Annotated in this window: 19 protein-coding genes; 8 read left to right on the top strand and 11 right to left on the bottom strand. The window is 64.9% G+C overall.

The genetic code is table 11. From position 1 onward, the window contains the following. Positions 1-124: 124 nt before the first annotated feature. The 3 genes from bioB to ACV4UZ_RS12235 all read left to right on the top strand — a co-directional run bounded on the left by bioB (position 125) and on the right by ACV4UZ_RS12235 (position 2,790). Positions 125-1,081: a biotin synthase BioB gene (gene bioB, locus ACV4UZ_RS12245; RefSeq protein WP_491601103.1), complete on the top strand. Its 957-nt coding sequence runs from the start codon at positions 125-127 to the stop codon at positions 1,079-1,081. A 388-nt stretch (positions 1,082-1,469) separates the two neighbouring features. Beyond that, entirely contained in the window at positions 1,470-2,324 is an 855-nt protein-coding gene (locus ACV4UZ_RS12240) for a restriction endonuclease (protein WP_491601102.1), read from the top strand. 64 nt (positions 2,325-2,388) lie between these two features. Next, positions 2,389-2,790, top strand: coding sequence for a bacteriohemerythrin (locus ACV4UZ_RS12235; protein ID WP_491601101.1), 402 nt, complete (start codon positions 2,389-2,391; stop codon positions 2,788-2,790). 21 nt (positions 2,791-2,811) lie between these two features. Here the strand turns inward: ACV4UZ_RS12235 and paaK are convergent, their stop codons facing one another. Genes paaK through paaI form a run of 3 tightly spaced genes read right to left on the bottom strand, consistent with a single transcriptional unit; the run spans position 2,812 to position 5,859 of the window. Next, positions 2,812-4,140 (bottom strand): phenylacetate--CoA ligase PaaK, encoded by a 1,329-nt coding sequence (gene paaK / locus ACV4UZ_RS12230; protein WP_491601100.1) that lies wholly within the window; start codon positions 4,138-4,140, stop codon positions 2,812-2,814. 60 nt (positions 4,141-4,200) lie between these two features. Beyond that, positions 4,201-5,403 carry a 3-oxoadipyl-CoA thiolase gene (pcaF, locus tag ACV4UZ_RS12225; RefSeq protein ID WP_491601099.1) on the bottom strand — a complete coding sequence of 401 codons (1,203 nt, stop codon included), beginning with the start codon at positions 5,401-5,403 and terminating at the stop codon, positions 4,201-4,203. Then, positions 5,404-5,859 carry a hydroxyphenylacetyl-CoA thioesterase PaaI gene (gene paaI, locus ACV4UZ_RS12220; RefSeq protein WP_491601098.1) on the bottom strand — a complete coding sequence of 152 codons (456 nt, stop codon included), beginning with the start codon at positions 5,857-5,859 and terminating at the stop codon, positions 5,404-5,406. It abuts the gene before it with no gap. Positions 5,860-6,133: 274 nt separating this feature from the next. On the opposite strand from paaI, the gene ACV4UZ_RS12215 reads away from it, so the two are divergent. After that, a complete protein-coding gene (locus tag ACV4UZ_RS12215; RefSeq protein ID WP_491601097.1) occupies positions 6,134-7,255 on the top strand; it encodes a GGDEF domain-containing protein in 1,122 nt (373 codons plus the stop codon). 19 nt (positions 7,256-7,274) lie between these two features. Here the strand turns inward: ACV4UZ_RS12215 and ACV4UZ_RS12210 are convergent, their stop codons facing one another. Then, the gene (locus ACV4UZ_RS12210; RefSeq protein WP_491601096.1) at positions 7,275-7,742 is read right to left on the bottom strand and encodes a RidA family protein; all 468 of its coding nucleotides are present in this window, start codon (positions 7,740-7,742) and stop codon (positions 7,275-7,277) included. Between the two features lie 165 nt (positions 7,743-7,907). Between ACV4UZ_RS12210 and ACV4UZ_RS12205 the strand changes: the two genes are divergently transcribed. After that, positions 7,908-8,141, top strand: a complete 234-nt coding sequence (locus tag ACV4UZ_RS12205; protein WP_491601095.1) for a DUF1127 domain-containing protein — start codon at positions 7,908-7,910, stop codon at positions 8,139-8,141. A gap of 134 nt (positions 8,142-8,275) precedes the next feature. Further along, the gene (locus tag ACV4UZ_RS12200) at positions 8,276-9,034 is read left to right on the top strand and encodes a substrate-binding periplasmic protein (RefSeq protein WP_491601094.1); all 759 of its coding nucleotides are present in this window, start codon (positions 8,276-8,278) and stop codon (positions 9,032-9,034) included. Here ACV4UZ_RS12200 and ACV4UZ_RS12195 read toward each other — a convergent pair. Continuing rightward, positions 9,027-10,493: a sensor histidine kinase gene (locus ACV4UZ_RS12195; RefSeq protein ID WP_491601093.1), complete on the bottom strand. Its 1,467-nt coding sequence runs from the start codon at positions 10,491-10,493 to the stop codon at positions 9,027-9,029. The genes ACV4UZ_RS12200 and ACV4UZ_RS12195 overlap by 8 nt on opposite strands. Beyond that, on the bottom strand, positions 10,493-11,227 hold the full coding sequence (locus tag ACV4UZ_RS12190; RefSeq protein WP_491601092.1) for a substrate-binding periplasmic protein: 735 nt from the start codon (positions 11,225-11,227) through the stop codon (positions 10,493-10,495). Before ACV4UZ_RS12190 ends, ACV4UZ_RS12195 begins: the two co-directional genes overlap by 1 nt. Positions 11,228-11,489: 262 nt before the next feature. Here ACV4UZ_RS12190 and ACV4UZ_RS12185 point away from each other — a divergent pair, with 262 nt between their 5' ends. Further along, positions 11,490-11,669, top strand: coding sequence for a hypothetical protein (locus ACV4UZ_RS12185; protein ID WP_491601091.1), 180 nt, complete (start codon positions 11,490-11,492; stop codon positions 11,667-11,669). Between the two features lie 434 nt (positions 11,670-12,103). On the opposite strand, the gene ACV4UZ_RS12180 is transcribed toward ACV4UZ_RS12185, so the two are convergent. Continuing rightward, complete coding sequence (locus ACV4UZ_RS12180; RefSeq protein ID WP_491601090.1) at positions 12,104-12,568, bottom strand: hypothetical protein; 465 nt, start codon at positions 12,566-12,568, stop codon at positions 12,104-12,106. 429 nt (positions 12,569-12,997) lie between these two features. Here ACV4UZ_RS12180 and ACV4UZ_RS12175 point away from each other — a divergent pair, with 429 nt between their 5' ends. Then, positions 12,998-13,378 (top strand): hypothetical protein, encoded by a 381-nt coding sequence (locus tag ACV4UZ_RS12175; protein ID WP_491601089.1) that lies wholly within the window; start codon positions 12,998-13,000, stop codon positions 13,376-13,378. A gap of 84 nt (positions 13,379-13,462) precedes the next feature. On the opposite strand, the gene ACV4UZ_RS12170 is transcribed toward ACV4UZ_RS12175, so the two are convergent. The 4 genes from ACV4UZ_RS12170 to ACV4UZ_RS12155 form a co-directional block, all read right to left on the bottom strand. Continuing rightward, on the bottom strand, positions 13,463-14,293 hold the full coding sequence (locus ACV4UZ_RS12170; RefSeq protein ID WP_491601088.1) for a hypothetical protein: 831 nt from the start codon (positions 14,291-14,293) through the stop codon (positions 13,463-13,465). Between the two features lie 118 nt (positions 14,294-14,411). Next, positions 14,412-15,245 carry a DUF5677 domain-containing protein gene (locus ACV4UZ_RS12165; RefSeq protein ID WP_491601087.1) on the bottom strand — a complete coding sequence of 278 codons (834 nt, stop codon included), beginning with the start codon at positions 15,243-15,245 and terminating at the stop codon, positions 14,412-14,414. After that, positions 15,238-15,957 (bottom strand): hypothetical protein, encoded by a 720-nt coding sequence (locus tag ACV4UZ_RS12160; RefSeq protein WP_491601086.1) that lies wholly within the window; start codon positions 15,955-15,957, stop codon positions 15,238-15,240. The genes ACV4UZ_RS12165 and ACV4UZ_RS12160 overlap by 8 nt, the downstream gene beginning before the upstream one ends. 251 nt (positions 15,958-16,208) lie before the next feature. Beyond that, a complete protein-coding gene (locus tag ACV4UZ_RS12155; RefSeq protein ID WP_491601085.1) occupies positions 16,209-19,880 on the bottom strand; it encodes a vitamin B12-dependent ribonucleotide reductase in 3,672 nt (1,223 codons plus the stop codon). Positions 19,881-20,010: the final 130 nt, after the last annotated feature.

Below are 20,010 nucleotides of genomic sequence, written 5' to 3'. Positions count from 1 at the left end.
TCTTTCCGCGATTTGATAGAGGGTTTTCGCTCCTGTTGCAAAGGGCGCATGCGGGGGACTACATTGCGGCCCCCGCAAGGCATCATAAGAGGACACGGCGGTGACGGTTCAGGCAGCAGTTGACATGGCGGCGAAGGACGACGGGCTCCGGCACGACTGGAGCACCGAGGAGATCGAGGCGCTGTTCGCGCTTCCCTTCAACGACCTGATGTTCCAGGCCCAGACGGTGCATCGCGCCCATTTCGACGCCAACCGCGTCCAGGTGTCGCGCCTGATCTCCATCAAGACCGGGTCCTGCCCCGAGGATTGCTCCTATTGCCCGCAAAGCGCCCACTACGCCACGGGGCTGGAAAAGGAAAAGCTCCTGGCGGTGGAGGAGGTGGTCGAATCCGCCCGCAAGGCCAAGGAGGAGGGCGCTTCCCGCTTCTGCATGGGCGCCGCCTGGCGCGGCCCCAAGGGCGACGATTTCGAGGTGGCGGTGGCCATGATCGAGGGCGTCAAGGCGCTGGGCATGGAAACCTGCGCCACCTTCGGCCTGCTGGATAAGTGGCAGGCCCAGCGCCTGAAGGAAGCCGGCCTCGACTATTACAACCACAACATCGACACCAGCCCCGAGCATTACGCCGAGGTGATCACCACCCGGACCTTCCAGGACCGCCTGGATACCCTGGACGTGGTGCGCGACGCCGGCCTGCACGTCTGTTCGGGCGGCATCGTCGGCCTGGGCGAGACGCGGACCGACCGCGCCCGTATGATCCAGACCCTGGCCAACATGCCCAAGCATCCCGACAGCGTGCCGATCAACCTCTTGATCCCCATCCAGGGCACGCCGCTGGCCAATGCCGAGCGTCCCGATAATTTCGACTTCATCCGCACCATCGCCGTGGCCCGCATCACCATGCCCAAATCCTTCGTCCGCCTGTCGGCCGGCCGCGAGGGCATGAGCGAGGAGATGCAGTCGCTGTGCTTCCTGGCCGGGGCCAATTCGGTGTTCTGCGGCCAGAAGCTGCTGACCGCCAGGAACGCCGCGCCGGGCCAGGACAAGAGCCTGTTCGGCAAGCTGGGCCTCACCCCCATGTAGCACCGCTTCCGCCTTGCTGCCGCGTCTAGACCCCGCCGGGGAATTCCCGGCGGGGTCTTGTTTTTGGGGTTGTGAAGTTGTCGTGTGGAAGGATGCGCGGCGGCGGCAATAATTGCTAAAAGATGATGTTGTTGTTTATCAATCATCTAATAATAGATTGCGTGTTTACCTTGCGTTGTTAACTCGCTTTATGCTGCAGCATCACCATAATTCCTTCGATATGGCGAAAATGTACTTTTGTCATATCTCGAATTCGTTCTGCGGTAACCTTCTGTTCGCCAAATTTGGTTTATAGAATGCCTTCCATGCATTTTTTGAGAGAAGGCGCATGTGCGGTGATTTGGTGGCCACCTCCCTCAGAAACTGGTTGGTGGAAATTTTCATCAAGATGATCAACGACTTATCCGAAAGTGGCCCGCGGGCCGAGGCGGTTTCGCGTCTGGGGCAGGCGGCGGAGATCCTTGCCTCCTCCGATGGGCCGCTGGAAAAGGCCCGCCATCTCGACCGGGTGCTGCGGTCGAGCCAAGCGGTGCGGCAGGTGGCCGACAGGGTGGGGCGGGCGCTGGGCGATTACCGGGCGCTGCCGTTGCCCCGGCCGGTCAGGGTGGCCTTGCCCATGGGGCTGCTGACCCTGCCGCTGGCGGGCGCCCACGGTCTGGGCATGGCCGCCCTGGGCGGCATCCTGGGCGGCTCCTCGCTGCTGCTGATGTTCCTAGGGGCGGCGGGGATCGTCGCCGTTCTGGACGGCGTGGCGGCGGCAAGCGGGGAACCGGCGGGACGGATGGTCAGCCCCTTGCCGCGCCGGACCGTGCCGGCCGGCCTGCTGGGGGCGGTCGGCCGCGAACTGCCCCGGGACGAGACCCAACTGCGCCGGGCCCTGCAGGCGATGAACCCGTTCGACTTCGAGTGCCACGTCATGAGCTTCTTTTCCCGCAGCGGCATGGAGGCCTGGGTAACGGCCAAGACCAACGACATGGGCGTGGACGGCTTCGCCCGTCATCCGCGCGGGCTGATCGTCGTCCAGTGCAAGCGCCACTCCGCCGGGAATCTGGTGGGACGGCCGGTGGTGCAGCAGATGAGGGGCGTGGTGGCCGAGCACAACGCCCTGCGCGGCTATCTGGTGACCACCTCGCGCTTTTCCGACAAGGCCCGCCACTCGGCGGAAATGACCGATCAGCTGGTGCTGGTGGACATGCCGGAACTGATCCGCTGGCACATGGAGCCGCCCAGCCTATGCGCATAGGCAGTGTTGGAATTGGCCGGGGCGAGGGCCATCTCTGCTATTGGATTCTTGCGGGGAGGTCTCCATGAACTCGGTATCCGGTATGGAGGATGGGCAGGCGGAAATGGACGGCGAGCACCGCGTCCAGGTCGGGCTGATCGCCGCCCTGGAACGTGCGCTGGAAGCGGGGGCCTCGGCCGACGAAATCCGGGCGCTGGTGGATCAGCTGCTGGATTTCACCGACGTGCATTTCATGTCGGAAATGGTGCTGATGCGCTTCGCCGCCTATCCCGACATCGGCGGCCATGAAACCGAGCATGACCGCCTGATGGAGCAGCTGCGCCGCATCCAGGCCGGATTCGACCTGGGCGATTCCGACGTGATGATGGCCGAATCCCAGGTGCTGCGGCATCTGCTGATCGAGCATATCCGCACCCATGACCTGCTGTTCTCGCAATACATGAGCAACCAGGCGGCGTCGGCCTGAGGCCGCGCCGCCCGGCCGGTCTCAGGCCTTGGGCCGCTTGTCGATCACCCGCTTGGCCTTGCCCATGGAGCGCTCGATGGAGTTGGGGGCGAGCACGTTCACCTTGGTGCTGATGCCGATATAGGACTTGATGTGGTGCTGCAGGTCCTTGGAGGCCGCCGCCAGGGCGCTGTCGTCGTAGGGCTGGTCGGCGCGCACCTCCACGTTGACCGTCACCGAGTCCAGGTGGCCGTCGCGGGTGACTTCCAGCTGGTAGTGAGGCGCCAGGCGGTAATCCTTGAGGATCAGCTCCTCGATCTGGGTCGGGAAGACGTTGACGCCGCGGATGATCAGCATGTCGTCCGACCGCCCGGTGATCTTGCCCATGCGCCGCATGGAGCGCGCCGTGCCCGGCAGCAGCTGGGTCAGGTCGCGGGTGCGGTAGCGGATGATGGGCAGCGCTTCCTTGGTCAGGCTGGTGAACACCAGCTCGCCCATGGAGCCGTCGGGCAGCACCTCGCCGGTGTGCGGGTCGATGATCTCGGGATAGAAGTGGTCTTCCCACAGATGCAGGCCGTCCTTGGTCTCGACGCATTCGCAGGCGACGCCGGGACCGATCACTTCCGACAGGCCGTAGATGTCCACCGCCTCGATGCCCATGCGGGCCTCGATCTCCTCGCGCATGGCCCCCGTCCAGGGCTCGGCGCCGAAGATCCCCACCTGCAGCGGGCAGGTCTTGGTGTCGATGCCCATGCGGTCCATCTCGTCGGCGATGGCCAGCATGTAGCTGGGGGTGACCATGATGATCTCGGGCTTGAAGTCCATGATCAGCTGGATCTGCTTCTCGGTCTGGCCGCCCGACATGGGGATGACGGTACAGCCCAGGCGCTCGGCGCCGTAATGGGCGCCCAGGCCGCCGGTGAACAGGCCGTAGCCGTAGGAGACGTGGCACTTGTCCTGTTTGCGGCCGCCGGCGGCGCGGATGGACCGGGCCATCACGTTGGCCCACATGTCGATGTCGTTCCGGGTATAGCCGACCACGGTGGGCTTGCCGGTGGTGCCCGAGCTGGCGTGGACGCGCACCACGTCATCCATGGGCACGGCGAACATGCCGAAGGGGTAGGTGTCGCGCAGATCCGACTTGGTGGTGAAGGGGAACTTGGCCAGATCCTTCAATTCCTTGAAGTCGTCGGGATGGACGCCCTTGTCCTGGCACTTCTTCCGGTAGTGCTCGACATTGTCGTAGGCATGGGTCAGCGACCATTTCATGCGTTCGGTCTGCAGCGCGGTGATCTGGTCGCGGCTGGCGATCTCGATGGGGTCGAGCAGTTCCTTGGCCGGCGGAATCCGGCGGTGCGCAGTCTTGGACATAAGTATCCTCCCGAAGCGGCGAGGCCCTCTGATCGGGGCCTTCGCCAGGACAAAAGCAGATTAAACCTTCTCGATGACCATGGCGATGCCCTGGCCGACGCCGATGCACATGGTGGCCAGGGCCCGCTTGCCGCCGGTCTGGGCCAGTTGCAGGGCGGCGGTGCCGACGATGCGTGCCCCGGTCATGCCGAGCGGATGGCCGAGCGCGATGGCGCCGCCGTTGGGATTGACGCGGGCATCATCGTCGGCGAGACCCAGTTGGCGCGTGCAGGCCAGGGCCTGGGCGGCAAAGGCCTCGTTGAACTCCATGACGTCCAGGTCGGCCATGGAGAGACCCAGCCGGGCCAGCAGCTTGTTGGTGGCGGGCACCGGACCGATGCCCATGATGCGCGGCTCGACCCCGGCGGTGGCCATGCCCAGGATGCGGGCGATGGGGGTCAGCCCATGGGCCTTGGCGGCCTTGGGCGAGGCGATCAGCAGGGCCGCCGCGCCGTCGTTGACGCCCGACGCGTTGCCGGCCGTGACCGAGCCGCCGGCGCGGAACGGCGCCTTCAGCTTGGCCAGGGCCTCGATGGTGGTCTCGCGCGGGTGCTCGTCATTGCTCACCACCACCGGGTCGCCCTTGCGGGCGGGAAGGGTGACGGGAGAGATCTCCAGGCCCAGGCGGCCGTTCTTCTGCGCCGCCGAGGCCTTGGCCTGGGAGCGAAGCGCGAAGGCATCCTGGTCCTCGCGGCTGATCTTGAACTGCTCGGCGACGTTCTCGGCGGTTTCCGGCATGGAATCGGTGCCGTAGGCCTTCTCCATCAGGGTGTTGACGAAGCGCCAGCCGATGGTGGTGTCGTAGATGCGGGCGTCGCGGGAAAAGGCGCTGTCGGCCTTGTTCATGACGAAGGGGGCGCGGCTCATGCTTTCCACGCCGCCGGCGATCATCAGCTCGGCCTCGCCGGTCATGACGGCGCGGGCCGCGTAGCCCACCGCGTCCATGCCCGACCCGCACAGACGGTTCAAGGTGGTGCCGCCGATGGAATGGGGCAGCCCGGCCAGCAGCAGGGCCATGCGGGCCACGTTGCGGTTGTCCTCGCCCGCCTGGTTGGCGCAGCCGTAGACGACCTCGTCCAGCAGGTTCCAGTCCAGCCCGGCATGGCGGGCCATCAGGGCCTTGATGGGGTGCGCCGCCAGGTCGTCGGTGCGCATGCCGGAAAGCACGCCGCCGTAGCGGCCGACGGGAGTGCGGGTGTAGTCGCAGATCAGCGCTTCGGTCATCTATGGATTTCCTTCGACGATATGGCCTTCGAGGATTCGGCACTGGCCGCGGAACAGGGCGACCACCTCGCCGGTCTGGGTGGTGACGGTGCAGTCGTAGGTGCCGTTGCGGCCCTTGCGGAGAATCTCCCGGCATTCGGCGGTGAGACGGTCGCCCTGGCGCGCCGCCGCCGGATAGGTGATGGTGCAAGACAGCGCCACCGCCGGCCGGTCATGGGAATTGCAGGCATAGGCGAAGGCCGTGTCGGCCAGGGTGTAGGTGATGCCGCCATGGCCGATGCCGACGCCGTTCAGCATGTCGGCCCGCACCGTCAGGGTCATGCGGGCATAGCCGGGGCGAATGGCATCCAGCGCGATGCCCAGCAGGCGGGACACGCTGTCCCGCTCGGCCAGTCTCGCCGCGACGCGCTCGGCCAGGGCCTGGCGCTGGGTCTCCTCGGTCGCCCTGTGGGGCATCGTGTTTCACTCCCGTGGGTCTGTCGCCCAATTTGGTATCGTAATACCGAATTAACGGGGGGCGCGTCAATCAGCAGATGGAAGGAGCCCTCAAACCAAAGCATGCCCCCACCCGTTCCGGGGGCATACCCCAAGGAGGTAGTTTTTCTTGCAACGATTCCAGTACCGCATTACCGTCAGCCAATGTGCGCAAAGGGCATAAGGAAGGCGCGACGTGCTTGTTTTCAAAGCCGTTATAAAGAAGGTCCTGGGCATCGTGTTCTCCGGAATGACGATGTCCGAGATTTTCGATCTGTTTCTGCCGACCCGCCAATCCGCCTTCGTGCAGCGCCGCCGCTCGCTGCTGATCCTGTCGCGCGTCCGGCTGGTGGCGGCCACCTTCGCCGTCCTGACGCCCCTGTGGATTCCGGTGGACCTGATCATCTTCGAGACGACGCTGGCCATGTATCTGGCGGCGCTGCGCGTGATGGCGTCCATCGCCTTCGTGCTGCTGGCCCTGTCCTATCGCGGCTCCGACAGCGTTGTCGTGGCCCGCTGGGGGCTGGTGTGGCTGCTGACCATTCCCACCGTGTTCTTCCTGATCAGCCATCCGCTGCTGGCCCAATTCGCCATCAACGACCCGGCCCAGCAGGTGATCGCCGCCGGCTACGCCTTCCTGCCCTTCGTCATGGTGGCCGGGCTGTCGGTGTTTCCCATCACCGCCCTGGAAGGCGCCTTGCTTGGGTTGCCGATGGTGTTGGCCTATTTCCTGACCGGGACCCTGGGCTATCAGCTGCTGCCTTTCGCGTCCCATCTGGGCGCCCAGTGGCTTCTGCTGCTGCTGGCCATGGTGGCGACGCTGTCCGGCATGAGCCAGCTGCATTTCATGAGCCAGCTGGTGGACCAGTCCTCCCATGACGGCCTGACCCGGGCCTATAACCGCCGGGTGGGCGAGGAGATGCTGGTCCAGCAATTCGTCACCGCCATGCGGTCCAAGACGCCGCTGTCGCTGGCCTTCGTGGATCTCGACAACTTCAAGTCCATCAACGACAAGTACGGCCACGAGGAGGGCGACAACGCCCTGCGCGCCGCGTCGGCCTCGCTGCGCAAGGTTTTGCGCCGCGGCGACATCCTGATCCGCTGGGGCGGCGAGGAGTTCCTGGCGGTGATGCCCAACACCGATCCGGCCGGCGCCGCCATCGCCATCGCCCGGCTGCGCTCCGCCGGTCTCGGCATGCGTCCCGACGGTCGGCCGCTGACCGCCTCCATCGGGGTGGCCGAGCGTGTCGCCGACGGCACCGAAAGCTGGAACGAGCTGGTCGAGCGCGCCGACCATCGCATGTATGCCGCCAAGCAATCGGGCAAGGACCGGGTGATCGGCTGCGGCGACACGCTGCTGGCCGAGACCGCCGCCTGATCGGCCGCTTCAGGCCGGCTCAGCCCAGTTCGAAGATTCCCTCGATCTCCACCGCCACGTCCAGCGGCAGGGACGGCGCGCCCACCGCGACGCGGGCGTGGCGGCCGGCCTCGCCCAGCACCTCTGCCATCAGGTCCGAGGCGCCGTTGACCACCTTGGGCTGGTCGGTGAAGGCGGGCGTGCAGGCCACGAAGGCGGTGAGGCGGACCAGACGCCGGATGCGCTCGATGTCGCCGCCGGCGGCGGCACGGGCCTGGGCCAGCAGGTTGATGGCGCACAGCCTGGCCGCCCGGATGCCGTCCTCGATGGAGACGCCGTCTCCCAGCTTGCCGGTCACCGCCAGCTTGCCGTTGTCCAGCGGCAGCTGGCCGGACACGAACACCAGATTGCCGGTCTGCACGAAGGGAACGTAATTGGCCACGGCGGCCGGCGGGGTGGGCAGCTCGATGCCCAGCTGCTTCAGGCGTTGGCTGATGGGGCCGCTCATGCTTCGCTCCTGGCTTGGTGGCGATGGGGCGAACAGACTATCGCCTGACGGCCCGCCTGTCACCCACGCCTGCGTTGCCGGCATGGGGCCATGCAATCATGGAAATTGTTGCGGCGCACAATAGTCCCATATGCTTCTTGAAGTCATTCAAGTACAGGTGTCGCCATGTCCCTTTCCCCCACCGTCCGGCCGTGCGCTCCCTCTCCGGTGTCCGAGGTCCGCACCCTCCTGGGTCTTGCCGCCGGTTTCCTGGGCAGCCGGATCGCCGCGCCCCTGGCCTTGCGCATCGAGCGGTCCCGCCTGCGCGATGAGCTGGCCGGGCTGGACCACCGCGAGCTGAAGGATATCGGTATCAGCAATATCGACAGCTTCGTGGCCGGCTGGCGTCCCGGCGCCTGAGGCATTTCGGGCGGGCACGGCACCCGCCTCAGGGTATTTCGTTCGGTACGGTCATGGGCGTGACGTTTCGTCACGGTTGATCACATCAGGGCGGCGTGCTTCAATTCGCCCGCTCTGTTGGGGAGATGACGTCCATGTGGTTCCGATCGGCAAGAGGCGGTGTCGCCGCGGCGATCCTGCTGTGCCTGGCGGGGGGGCCGCTGCAGGCCCGTGACCTGGTGGTGGGCGTCGAGGCCATCGACTATTCCCCGGTCTACGGCGTCATCGACGGGCAGTTCAAAGGCGCGGCGCGGGAGATTCTCGACGCGTTCGCGGCGGCGGCGGGGCATCGTCTGACCTTTCAGGCCCTGCCGGTCAAGCGTCTGTATGCCGAGCTGAACCACGGCGGCATCGATCTGAAGTTTCCCGATTCCCCCCAATGGCAACCGGCCCTGCGCCAGGGGCGGGCCACCGCGTTTTCCCGGCCGGTCATCAATTACATCGACGGCACCATCGTCCGGCGCGAGGCGTTGTCCGAGGGACCCGAGGCCATTCACAGCCTCGGCACCATTGCCGGCTTCACCCCTTTCGCCTGGGCCGAGCGCCTGAAATCCGGCGCGGTGGAGCTTAAGGAGAACTCCTCGTTCGAGCAGTTGCTGCGCCAGGTGCAGACCAGGCGCATCGACGGCGCCTATGGCAATGTGGCGGTTGCCCTCAACGCCGCCGATTCCCTTCCCGGGCTGGGGGGCAGCGTCGCCTTCGCCCCCAATCTCCCCCACGTGGCCGACAGCTACCGCCTGTCCTCGGTCAAGTCGCCCGAGCTGATCGCCGAGTTCGATGAATGGCTGGGCCGCAATTCCCGTCTGGTGGCGGAGATCATCGCCCGGACCGGGGCCGAGCGGGGCGTCAGGTAGGCGCCATCCCTTTGCCCGGCAGGCTGAAGCGGACCACTCCGCCGGTGGGCGAGGCCTCGATGGCGATCTTGCCGCCATGGGCGCGCAGGATGGCCCGGCACATGGGCAGGCCGAGGCCGGTATGATCCGGTGCCCGGCCGTGGGTGACCTCGAAGACCTCCAGGACCTTGTCGACGATGCCGGGCTCGAAGCCGGGGCCGTCGTCGCGCACCGTGAAGTGCCAGAGGTCATCGGCTTGGACGGCTGAAACCTCGATCCGTGGCACCGCACCCGGTCGGGCATGGCGCAGGGCGTTGTCGAACAGCTCGTCAAAAACCTGGGAGATCAACCTTCCGTCGGCGATCAGGGTGGGCAGGGGGCCAAGCTCGATCCGCGCTCCGGCCGCCTTCTGCTTCTCCAGGGCCTTGGCCCGGGCCTGGGCCGCCAGCTCGGCCATGTCGCAAGGGTCCAGCCTGGGCTCCTCGGTCAGGGCGGCGACGTAGCGCTGGAAGTCGCGCAGCAGGGCGCCGAGATGGGCGGTGCCCGCCGTGATGGAAGCGCACCACTCGGCCAGCTCCGCCCCGTCGGCCGCCACGTGGCGCTGGATGCGCTGGGCGTTGATGGCCATGGGGCGCAACGGTTCCTGCAGGTGGTGGGCGGTGACCATGGCCAGGCGCCGCAGCTCGCCATTGGCCTCCTCCAGCTTGACCGCCCGGATGTCGGCCAGGGTCTGGGCGGCTTCCAGACCGGCATTGCTGCGCGAGACCTGGGCATAGCTCTCATGCAGGTTGACGGTCAGGGCATTGAACGCATCCACCAGATCGGACAGTTCGTCCCGGCGGGGCCGGCGGGCCAGCTTCAGGGGCGGCGCGTCCGCCTCCGAGGTCATGCTGCGGAAATGGGCGGCGATGGCGGTGATGTGGCGGGTCACGACCAGGTGAACGATGTAGAAGATGAAGGCCGATACGATCAGCGTCTTGATGAATTGCGACATCAGGATCATCGACACCCGGTCGACCAGCCGGGCGTAGACGCCGTCCAGGCTGGCGGTGGCCACCAGAACCCCGAGCTGGCGGGTCCCCCGTTCGTCCGTCCGTACCAGCGCCATGGCGCGGCTGAGGACGTGCCCGCCATCGGCGCCGCCAACCCTCAGGACGATGGGGGCGTGCAGGCCGTCCGCGGTTTCCCGCACCTCGAGGGAGTGCATGTCGGGCAGCCGCAACAGGCCTTCCAGCTGGAGCCGGAGATAATCGGTATCCACGTTCCACAGGCTGACCGCGATGCTGTCCAGGCTGCCGTGCTCGATCTCTTTGAGACGGCTTTCGATGGCCACCACGTCGCGGTGGTAGTCCACGTAGATCTGAGCCACCGTCGAGATCAGGGTGACCACCGAGCTGAACCCCAGAATCAGCAGCAGCAATCGGCTGCCCAGTCCCCGGCGGCATGGGCGCGTGGCGGGGGGCGAGGCCGAATCTCGCATCAATGAAAGTCCTTGCTGGCCTTGATGCGGTCGATGGTGCCGTCGGCGATCATGGCCCGGATGGCGGCATCGACCGCCGGCATGATCTCCAGGCGGCGCGATCCCCGGGCGCACTGGAAGCGCAGCTGCATCTCGGTGAGCACCAGCTGATCGCCCAGATGTCTGTCCAGCCGGTTCTGCTCCGCCAGATAGGCGATGGTGGGCAAGGCGCCCGCCACCGCGTCGACACGGCCATGGGCCAGCTTGTTGAGCCCCTGGACGTAGTCGGTGTCGTGCTGCCGGTGAACCGAGGAATCGCCGTCGAAGCGGGCGCCCAGGGACAGGCCGCGCAGAACCGAGACCGACAGGCCGCGCAGGTCGTCGTAGGAACGCAGGCGTACTCCCCTGCGGGCGAACACTCCCACCGGATGGTTGGAGACCATCTCGCCCCGCACCATGAACGTGGCCCATTGCTCGTTCCAGACCAGGATGGAGCAGTCCTGACGGTTGGTCTCCAGTTCGCGCGGGATGCGGGCGAAGGGCTGCAGTTCGATCAGGATGTCCAGGCCGGTCCGCCGCGCCAATTCGGCGACGATGTCGGGAAAGACCCCCTCGGCCCGTCCGGTCCGAGGGTCGTGGCTGGCCCAGGGGGCGGTGTCGATGGTGACGAAGCGTACCGGCTCGGCTGTCGCCGTTCCTCCCGGGAACAGGCACAGGATCAGGGCCGAGATCAACCCGAGAGCTTGAACCGCCATCTCTCCATCCCCATGCGGTCCTGCATCGACATCACCGATGACGCACGACGGGCATGACGGTAGCGAATTTAGGATATAGGTGCAATCGGCTACCTCCATCGTATAGTCGCCTGGGGCCTGGGAACGCCCTACGACATAGGTGCAATCGCCATATCTGCGTACTTTCGTCATAATTGATGTAAATCTGATACGACTTGTGTGGCGAACCCTTCCGCTCCCCGGTGCTAGGATCAAGGGGTGGGCAATCGACGGGAGGGGGGCCATGGCATTCGATCTGAAGGACGTGCGCGCCCTGCTTTCCCAGCTGGAGGCCGAGGCCTGCGGCCAGTCCGTCGATCGCGAGCGGACCAGGGCGGAAGCCCTGCGTCTGATGACCCTCTATCCGGGAATGGCGAATATCCTGGCCCCCATTGCCGAACGCCATTCGCGGCAAGCCGCCTGATCCGGGCGGAAACTCTCTCCCCCCTCGTCTCCGACCCCAGCTCACCCCGGGCTGGGGTTTTTTCTTGGCCCGGCGGCAAAAAATGGGGCCGGCCCCCGGGGGAGGGCCGGCCCTTCGTTGCGCGGACCGAGGAGATTAAGTTCGGGTCCGCGCCGGGTCGTTGTGAGGCACACCATAATATGCCTCGGGTGTCCAGATAACCCATTGATTTTAAACGGTCTGGATGGTGGCCGCGTAGTTAAATCTGGCCGAAACGAATCAACTGACCGCCGCAGAATGCGTCAAAAGGCACGCGGTCGTCCAGCTATATCTGGTATGGGCAAAAAAATAGCGCACCACATATCCATGTGATGCGCCGACTGATGGTACTCGGATGAGATCAGGTCGTGGGCAACTCGGCACGGCGATAGAACGTGGCCCCAACTGCCTTCGGATCAAACGCGGGCTCGATACCGAGGCCACCGCACCAGCGCTTCCTGGTGATTGGCCGGAGGATTTTCATCAAGGACGACTTTTGGCGGACGCTCGAAGATTTCGTCGGTCGCGGGGTCCTTTTCCTCGACCATTTGTGGCGTACCTGCCGCAGCAGCAAGGTAGGTCGACATACCGACCTCGTTGTCCCACCAGAAGGTCTGGCGGAACTTGCTGCGATTAGCGGCGTTGCCGAGGATCGCGGCCACCAGCCCCCACGTTTTCTTAGGGTCATGGAGGGCGTCGGACAGACATGGGAAGTAGCCCAGCCCTGCATCCGCAGCCAACGCATCAAGTCCTGGCAATTCGGCGCTAACGTTCTCCACCGCCTTATTGTTGGAGGATGCCACCAGGATCACCCCGACGGCGGTCAGCGCATCGCGAAGTTCATCCAGGGTGATGTCCTTGCGGGCCTTCCAGATGGCCAAGATGTCCTCACGCCGTTCCTCGATCCGACGCGACCGCATGTCGCCGCCCTGAGGCTTGGGAGCATAGCTGCCGGTGTCTCGGCGCTGACCATGCCACCGGATCGCCGTCGAGGGAGCCACGCCAAACCGGGCCGCCGCCGAACGGCAGCTCATACCCTCGTCAATCGCCGCCAAGACCCGAGACCGCAAGTCCATCGATAAAGGCTGACCCATGCATGCTGGCCTCCTCGCCCCAGCCAGAATCATGAATCAGATTTTCAGCCCATTGGGAATCCCTCACGATTCGCGACGCTCGAAATCCGCTCTAACCTCTATGTCGAGGTGATTCAGGCCTCCGCTGGGTCCCGCTGGGTATGGGCTCTTACATACGCAAGCGCGGCTGAGGGCTTAATCAATCAAATCTTTCCACGGGGCTCGCGCCGCCCAGACATGGATACTAACGCGATCGAGCGGTTGGAAACAGAGGTGGACAAATTCAAAATACATATTGATCTCTGGACTGGAGATCTGCGGCTCAAGGAGCCAGCCAAAAGAGCGGCATCGCGAATATTGGAAACCTCGGCGGCTATCGGCCTTCGTCAACTTCGCAACGCTGGTTGGGTGACGGCAGATCAGTACGAAGCGTGGAACACGCTTCGTCACAGTGTCATGCACGGGGTGTTGGTGTCGCCCTATTCGAGCGCGAAGGACGACAAGCTGCTCCTTGATCTCTCGGGCCTTCTGCACGCATTGACGCGCCGGATCATCGCGAGCGTCGAGCCGGCGACGGGAACGATCTCCGTGCCACTTCCGCCCACAAGTGACCAGTGATAGACCGTCCAAGCCGGCGGACGGCGGAGGCCTAAGCTAGAGCACAGGGACATCAAGCTGATGACCAATGGGCGCTAGTCACGCTTACGAACGACGTTTCGTGTCCTCGATCAACGCATCGCGGCAAATGTTTATCAACCTTTGCCTGGCAGCGTGTTGCTTGGCCAACAGCCGCCCCATCTCTGCAGCTGCAGCTTCCCACGGTGGCGTAGGGTCTCCGGGATCGACACCGACCATCAACACTTGCGGATGCCCGCTAGTTGGCTCGCTCTCACTCGGTTTGATGCGCTTGCCCGTACATATGATGGGCATATTGTCCGAGAAGTCGTAGCCGCTGCCATCCGTCATCAGCGCACGGCTCAAAGGTATGTAGAAGGTGCCGCCCACCTCGACAGGCGCGTTCACGCCGCGCTTCCTGGTTTCCAGCAGGTCGGCTTCGGTCAGTCCCGATCGCCCCTCTCCGATCGCCTCGACAATGCCCGCCTCCGGCCAGTTATCGACGACGATGCCGACCAGCCGCCTTTCAAGCATCCAATCGCCATCATGCGGGATGAGGTCAATGATGCGCGCGACTGCCGAATCGTGGTCTAGATGGGAGAACACCAGTAGGCCGCCACCAGCGGCATGGAAGTGGTGGATGCCCCACTTGTTGAGAACGAGGTCGATCAGCCTGACGTACGCCAACCATGTCCCGCCGGCTATCGCACGCCGGAATGCCCTCTTGGCGGCTTTCATGGGCGAGAGGTGCGGGGCGAGATCGGTTCCATTTTGAAGTGCCGCTAGGATCGGGATGACTGAGTTAAGGCGTGGGTCGTCGATCAGATGCTTGGCGATCTGGACGCTCATCGGCCCATTGAGTATCGGATGGCGACGGGCGAAGTCGCGCTCGTAGATAAGATCGGTACGTTTTCTCATTGGTATCGCCCTCGATGACCAAAGCCGAATCGCCTGCAAGGGTTCAGTCTACGTATTTTCGGGAAAACGCTGAATACGCCGAACCGATATTGCGATTTCGAGCCGTATATTGGGGGCGTCACCCCTCAGGTGCCTCGCTCGTCGTGGTACCGTGACCCGCTTCCGGTTGCGATCTCGGTAGAGAGAGCGCTGCGACCAGCCGCTTTCGGGCGTCGAGCCCGGTCGATGTGAGATGGAACGTGTTGTCGAACGTGCGCAGCGACTTGCCCCAATATTTCGCTGCCAAGAGGAGATAGTTGATATCGGGCTCGAGCAACGGACTGTCAGGGAGGCGATGGTAGCGATGAAGCGGATTGTCGCAGATCTTCAGATTGTAGATTGCGATGTGCTGCCACATTGAGTGTGCACAACCGCTGAGCGGTGAATATACATAGTGGTAAAAGTCAATGCAGCCCGCTTCTTCGGCCATCTGACGCACCGAGAGGCCCGACCATTTGCCGAGGTCGATGTCCTGGAGGAAGGTTGCACGCTGGCTATCGATCCAGGATTCGCGCGCCTTCAGATTTGCACTTTCCTCGGGCGTCGGCGTGCGCGCACCGATCTCCGCCCGGCGGTGCTCTAGTTCCAGCTTCGCTTGCCCTAGTCCGAACGAGATGTATTTGAGGCATCGCTCCGCGGGATCGAGCAGCAGCCAGGCAAGATTGATGTAAACATCTGCCATCGCGCGCAGCATGATGGGTGCACTATGTCCGTTCCACAAGGAGGGGGTGCCAGCGATCTCCTTTGCAAGCGTCGCCTGACGCGCGAGTAGCCCGCCGATGACCTCATGCACCTGGATATGCGCAAAGTCGGGCGGCCAGGCCTTCAGTCGCTCGGCAAGCTCGCTGTCGACATCCGCAAGGTAGGCGAGAATGACCGTTTCGAGATCAATCGTTGCTTCGCATTCAATCATGGTGGATCTCGCAGGCTTCGAGCACGAGGCCCCGGTTCCAGAAAGCGATCGGCCAGGTGCCATCCGATGCCATTTGGTCCTGCTCGCCGAACATCTGATTTAGACTGGCGCGGGTCGATGCGGCGATCCGCTGAGACAGCTCGGTGGTCGGATAGTCCTCGATTCTGGGAAACTGGGCGAGCGATTGACCTGGAGCTACCTTGAGACGGTTGGCATCGAACACCAGCCAAAGCGCGCTCGCTTGCACCATCGTTGCCAAGAGGCTCGACCTGTCAAACAACATCGCGACCGTCGCCTTCACATGCGCCAACATCGCCGGCTGCGCTTCCGGTAGGTTACCGTCGAATAACGCGTTCAGGGGATGGGCGGGATACCATGCAGCGAGGGGTGCCACTGCAGTTCGCAGGTCGTCGGCATAGCTTTCACCCTTCTTGACCAGAAGAGTTGGCAAAACGTCCGGCGGCAGGTCCGCGAACTTGCCTGCGGCTGCCCAGATCGTCCGGTCACGGTCCGGCGAGGTCGCGCGAACGTCCCTGCTGAACGCGGTCACGATCTCGACCGCGCGATGGTCGCCAACTGCATCGTGCAGTAGCGCTAGCCAGAGCAATTCGGGGATCATCATGTTGATCCACGATACTTCACGGATCGGCCCCAGCATGGCGTTAAATGGCGTCACGAGCCGGGAACGTACGCGCTTGTGATCGCCGAGCATCGGAGTTCGCGCCGTCATGAGGCAGGATTCCCGTCCGGTGAAAGGGCCTTGAAGTGCAATGCAGCGCCCACCGTTTTAATTTCACAAGCTAAGGGCCGGCCCTCTTGGAAGAGAGCCAGCCCGTTGCATTGAGGGACCCAAGAGAGGAAAGAACGGTCCCTCAAAATCGGCTGCGGCACGCTGTTGCTTCGTTTGGGTCACACTATGCCGCGCACCGGCCAAACTATGGTGCGCGGCATAGTCGTGTCGGCTTACGAGCAGCCGGTGGTGCCGCCGCAGGTGTCGCACTTCAGGCAGGTGCCGTTGCGCACCAGGGTGAAGTTGCCGCATTCGGGGCAGGCGTCGCCTTCATAGCCCTTCATGCGCGCCGCGCGGATCTGTTCGGCGCGGGCGTCGAACTCCTGGATCAGGGCTTCGGCGTTGACCGCGACGCTGACCGCCGATTGGGCGGCGGCCGCCAGCTGCATGGCGCCGCCCGAGATGTCGGCCGACACCGAGGTCGGGCCGGAGCCCCGCGTCATGAACAGCAGGTTGGACGAGCGGACATAGCCGCGCGACGCCACCTTCTCCACCACCGCCAGCTGCTGGGCGGCGGCGGCGGCCACGGCGGCCTCCGGCAGGTTCTCCTGGGCGCCGCGGCCCACCGTGTCGGGGGTGAGGTCGGCGGGCTCCACATGGGCCAGGTCGTTGCGGCCGAGATAGGAGATGGCCAGCTCGCGGAAGATGTAGTCCAGGATCGAGGACGACATCTTGATGGTGTCGTTGCCTTCCACCATGCCCGACGGCTCGAAGCGGGTGAAGGTGAAGGCCTCGACGAATTCCTCCAGCGGCACGCCGTACTGCAGGCCCACCGAGATGGCGATGGCGAAGTTGTTCATCATGGCCCGGAAGGCGGCGCCTTCCTTGTGCATGTCGATGAAGATCTCGCCCAGCTTGCCGTCCTCGTACTCGCCGGTGTGGAGGTAGACCTTGTGGCCGCCGACGATGGCCTTCTGGATGTAGCCCTTGCGGCGGTCGGGCAGCTTGCGCCGCGCCTGCACCTGCTGCACCACCCGTTCCACCATGCGCTCGGCGACGATCTCGGTGCGGGCCGCCATGGAGGATTCGGCCAGATCGTCGGCCAGTTCGCCGGCGTCCTCCAGCAGGGCGGCCTGCAGCGGCTGGCTGAGCTTGGAGCCGTCGCGGTACAGCGCGTTGGCCTTGATGCCCAGGCGCCAGGACAGCATGTAGGCGTTCTTGCAATCCTCGACCGTGGCGTTGTTGGCCATGTTGATGGTCTTGGAGATGGCGCCCGAGATGAAGGGCTGGGCGGCGGCCATCATGCGGATGTGGCTGTCCACCGACAGGAAGCGCTTGCCGACGCGGCCGCAAGGGGACGCGCAGTCGAACACCGGCAGGTGCTCGTCCTTCAGGAAGGGCGCGCCCTCCAGGGTCATGGCGCCGGTGACGTAGGTGTTGGCGGCGTCGATCTCCTGGCGCGAGAAGCCGAGGAAGGCCAGCATGTCGAAGCTGAAATCGTCCAGCTTGTCCTTGGGGATGCCCAGGGTCTCGGTGCAGAACTGCTCGCCCAGGCCGTACTTGTTGAACACGAACTTGATGTCGAAGGCGCTTTCCAGCTGGGACTCGATCTTGTCCAGCATGGCATCGTCGAAACCCTTGGCCTTCAGGCTGTCGTGGTTGATGTGGGGCGCGCCGCGCAGGGAGGCGTGGCCCACGGCGTAACGGATGATCTCGGCGATGTCGCCTTCGTTGTAGCCCAGGTTGCGCAGGGCCTCGGGGACCATGCGGTTGATGATCTTGAAGTAGCCGCCGCCGGCCAGCTTCTTGAACTTCACCAGGGCGAAGTCGGGCTCGATGCCGGTGGTGTCGCAATCCATCACCAGGCCGATGGTGCCGGTGGGGGCGACCACGGTGGCCTGGGCGTTGCGGAAACCGTGCTTCTCACCCTTGGCCAGGGCTTCGTCCCAGGCCTGCCGCGCGGCGGCCAGCAAGGGCGCGTCGGGGCAATTGGCGGCGTCCAGCGGCACCGGGGTGACCGACAGGCCCTCGTAGCCGGTGCCCATGCCGTGGGCGGCGCGGCGGTGGTTGCGGATCACCCGCATCATGGCGGAGCGGTTCTTCTCGAAGCCCTCGAAGGCGCCCAGCTCCTCGGCCATGTCGGCCGAGGTGGCGTAGGATTCGCCGGTCATCAGGGCGGTGATGGCGCCGATCAGCGCCCGGCCCTTGTCGCTGTCATAGGGAATGCCCGAGGCCATCAGCAGGCCGCCCACATTGGCGTAGCCCAGGCCGAGGGTGCGGAACTCGTAGGACAGCTCGGCGATCTTGGGCGAGGGGAACTGGGCCATCAGCACCGAGATCTCGAGGACCATGGTCCACAGCCGGCAGGCGTGGCGGAAGCCCTCCACGTCGAACGAGCCGTCCTCGTTACGGAAGCACAGCAGGTTCAGGGACGCCAGGTTGCAGGCGGTGTCGTCCAGGAACATGTATTCCGAGCAGGGATTGGAGGCGTTGATGCGGCCCGATTCCGGGCAGGTGTGCCACTCGTTGATGGTGGTGTCGAACTGGATGCCCGGATCGGCGCAGGCCCAGGCGGCCTCGCCGATCTGCTCCCACAGGTCGCGGGCCTTCAGCGTCTTGGCGATCTTGGACGAATTGCGGTGCTTCAGGTTCCATTCGCCGTCCTGCAGGACGGAGTTCAGGAAGGCGTTGTCCACGCGCACCGAATTGTTGGAATTCTGGCCCGAGACGGTGAGGTAGGCCTCGGAATCCCAGTCGGTGTCCAGCACCGGGAAATCGATCCGGGTATAGCCCTGGCGCGCGAACTGGATGACGCGCTGCAGGTAGTTCTCGGGAATCTCGCACTTGCGGCCGTCGATGATGGCCTTCTTCAGGCGCTTGTTGATCTTGGGGTCGAAGCGGGCCTCGCCGTCGGCACCATCCCATTCGCGGCAGGCGGCCATCACCTCGGTCAGGCAGCGCTGGGCGAGGCGGGAACCGGCCACCAGGGCGGCCACCTTCTGCTCCTCGCGCACCTTCCACGAGATGAAGCTCTCGATGTCGGGGTGGTCCACGTCCACCACCACCATCTTGGCGGCGCGGCGCGTGGTGCCGCCCGACTTGATGGCGCCGGCGGCGCGGTCGCCGATCTTGAGGAAGCTCATCAGGCCCGACGAACGGCCGCCGCCCGACAGCTTCTCGCCCTCGCCGCGCAGCCGCGAGAAGTTGGTGCCGGTGCCCGAGCCGTACTTAAACAGGCGGGCCTCGCGCACCCACAGGTCCATGATGCCGCCTTCATTGACCAGATCGTCCTCGATGGACTGGATGAAGCAGGCGTGGGGCTGGGGATGCTCGTAGGCGGACTTGGAGCGGACCAGCTTGCCGGTCTTGAAGTCCACGTAGGAATGGCCCTGGCCGGGGCCGTCGATGCCGTAGGCCCAGTGCAGGCCGGTGTTGAACCATTGCGGGGAATTGGGGGCGCCCATCTGCCGCGCCAGCATGCAGGCCATCTCGTCGCGGAAGGCCAGGGCGTCCTCCTCGGCATTGAAATAGCCGCCCTTCCAGCCCCAATAGGTCCAGGTGCCGGCCAGACGGTCGAACACCTGCTTGGCGCTCCTCTCGCCGACGATGCGCTCCTTCTCGGGCAGCTTGGCCAGGGCCTCGGCATCGGGCTCGTGGCGGCACAGCCACTCGGGCACGCCCTTCTCGGCGACGCGCTTCAGCCTGGCGGGCACGCCGGCCTTGCGGAAGTACTTCTGGGCCAGGACGTCGCAGGCCACCTGCGACCAGTCGGCGGGGACCTCGATGTCGGTGGCGGAGAACACCACCGAACCGTCGGGGTTGCGGATCTCGCTGGACGCCTTGCGGAACACGATTCCGTCGTAGGCGGTTTCGCCGGACTTGGTGTAGTGACGCTGGACGCGCATTTTGGCCCCTCTGCTCCGCTTGATCCCTGATTGATCCTGCCGAAGCGGACACAGAGTCGGCGGCCGGCGCCCCGCTGCGGGCGCTTCTCCCCCTTCTCCCGTGTCGCCCACAATATCTTGTGGTCTTCCC

It is taken from the genome of Paramagnetospirillum sp. (assembly GCF_058402745.1).
Note: the sequence above shows the minus strand (reverse complement) of the source record. Positions and strands in the feature narration are given on the sequence as shown.